Source organism: Sphingobacterium rhinopitheci, from assembly GCF_022627575.1.
In the GTDB taxonomy this organism is placed as follows: domain Bacteria; phylum Bacteroidota; class Bacteroidia; order Sphingobacteriales; family Sphingobacteriaceae; genus Sphingobacterium; species Sphingobacterium rhinopitheci.
This window is the reverse complement of record NZ_JADEYQ010000052.1, coordinates 1-1,877: the sequence shown is the minus strand read 5'-3', so window position 1 is coordinate 1,877 and position 1,877 is coordinate 1. Positions and strand designations below refer to the sequence as shown.

The window sequence follows — 1,877 nt, the reverse complement described above, 5'->3', positions numbered from 1 at the left end:
ATTGTATTCTTTTGGAATAATATGTTTTCAAAACAAAGTAAAGAAGCTTTTCAAACAATAAGTGAAAATCTATATAAACGAAAAGATAATGTATTTATTAATCTTATATTAATAAATACAGATATTCCATATATTGATTTTTTTAAAACCTCAAAAAAAACATCAAACAAACAAATGCCCTGATCTCCGCTATCAAGATAGCTTCGAATAGGGCATTTGTTTGTTTATCTCTCGAAAACATATCCGAGAAATAATCAAACAATTTTAAAAAACTTGAATATGGGATACGCAGTTTTTCACGCAACAAAAGGAAGTGGAGGAGGGGGCAAACTCGGCGCCCACATTGATCGAGATAAAACTCAAAAGCAAACGTTCAAATCTGCCGATCCCGAAAGGGAGCATCTGAATAAAGATTTAATCAATAATCGTTATTCAACAATGAAATTACCCGATGCTATCAATGCACGAATAAAAGAGGGCTACAAGGGTAAAACAGCTATTCGGAAAGATGCTGTAAAATTCATTCCTATGGTGATGACTGGAAGTCACGAAGAAATGAAAGATATTTTCAAAAGCTCTGAAAAGGCTAATGCGTGGGTAAAAGCAAATTATGACTTTGTTTGTAAAGAGTTTGGAAAAGAAAACATAGTTCGCTTTACACTTCATTTAGACGAAAAAAAACCACACATACACGCAGTAGTTGTGCCTTTGACCGATGACGGACGTTTATCCGCAAAAGAGCGTTTTGGAAATCGCAATGACCTTTCAGACCGTCAAACTCGTTATGCTGAACAAATGTCTCCATTTGTACTAAAAAATATAAGTACACATATACCTTATGGGAAAATTACAGCTATAGTTGGAGCTAGTGGTAGTGGAAAAACAACATTACTTAAAATTTTATTAAAAATATACCCCATATGCAAAGGTGAAATATCATACCATGGAAATAATATCTCAATATTATCACCAAAAAGTATAAGAGAAAATAGTTGAATAGTAATGCAAGATGGTTATATTTTTTCCGATTCAATATTACAAAACATTATAATGGGCGATCCAGACTTTAATATAACTAAATTTAATAAAGCAATTGAGGTTGCCAACATAAAAGTATATATAAATTCTCTTCCATTAGGTTATAATACAAAAATTGGTCTCAATGGAAATAATATGTCTGGAGGTCAAATTCAGAGAATATTAATTGCTCGTGCCGTTTACAAAGACCCATGTTTTATTTTCTTTGATGAAGCTACTTCTGCACTGGATGCTAAAAACGAAAGAATAATACACAATAATCTACAAAATTTCTTTAAAGGAAAAACTGTGATAATTATAGCCCACCGTCTTTCGACTGTTAAAAATGCAGACAATATTATAGTTTTAAAAAATGGGGAAATAATTGAATCTGGTAAACATGCAAGTTTGATACACAAAAAAGGGGAGTATTATGACCTTATAAAAAATCAACTGGAATTAGGTAAATAATTTATATTATGATAATTAAAAAAAAAATATTATTAATATTGTTATTAGCATTATCAATCAAAATGCTAATAGCTCAACATAAATCATATACAATAAAAGGATCTATATTTAAAAATAGTATAAGCCTTATAGCCCCCCCATCAGCTAGTCTTATAAGCGGCAAAGCTACATATAAAGCAATGTTTTCAAATAAAGAATTTAATTTTTCTAACGTTGATTCTGGGCATTATATATTAACAATTAAATCTATTGGATTTAAAACTTATAAACAAGAAATTTATATTAATCAAGACACTATCCTAAAAGAAATAATCCAAGAAACAGACACTTTATCTATTGAGGAAGTGTATATTAAAAATAATAAAAAACTATTACAAAGAACACCAAAT

General features: G+C 29.8%; 2 protein-coding genes and 1 pseudogene. All 3 read left to right on the top strand.

Annotation, left to right across the window (positions count from 1 at the left end; all coding sequences use genetic code 11):
• Positions 1-183, top strand: a 183-nt coding sequence (locus IP023_RS15725; protein WP_241791354.1) for a hypothetical protein, incomplete at its 5' end; no start/stop codon positions are given.
• 96 nt (positions 184-279) lie between these two features.
• Positions 280-1,488, top strand: a pseudogene (gene mobV, locus IP023_RS15720) (MobV family relaxase).
• A gap of 8 nt (positions 1,489-1,496) precedes the next feature.
• Positions 1,497-1,877, top strand: a 381-nt coding sequence (locus tag IP023_RS15715; RefSeq protein WP_241791353.1) for a peptidase associated/transthyretin-like domain-containing protein, incomplete at its 3' end; no start/stop codon positions are given.